1 protein-coding gene is annotated in these 254 nt (G+C 64.2%); it reads right to left on the reverse strand.

What is annotated here, in order from left to right; genetic code table 11:
* Positions 1–254 (reverse strand): aldolase/citrate lyase family protein (locus SB765_RS31720; RefSeq protein ID WP_410932767.1); only part of this gene is annotated, 254 nt, incomplete at both ends.

Below are 254 nucleotides of genomic sequence, written 5' to 3' on the forward strand. Positions count from 1 at the left end.
GGATGCGGACGATGGCGTCCTCGATCGTCGCCTGCACCTCAGGGTGCCCAGGATTGCCCCGATGCCCCATCGATGCGCTCAAGTCCGCCGGGCCGATAAATACACCGTCGACTCCGTCGACGGCGGCAATTGCGTCCAGATTGGCCAGGCCCTCGCGGTTTTCGATCTGCACCAACAGGCACATCTGCTCATCGGCTTTGTCGAGGTAGTCGGGGATGCTGTTCCAGCGTGACGCCCGGGCCAAGGCACTGCCG

The sequence above is a fragment of the Pseudomonas sp. SIMBA_067 genome, from assembly GCF_046534675.1.
Classification (GTDB): domain Bacteria; phylum Pseudomonadota; class Gammaproteobacteria; order Pseudomonadales; family Pseudomonadaceae; genus Aquipseudomonas; species Aquipseudomonas putida.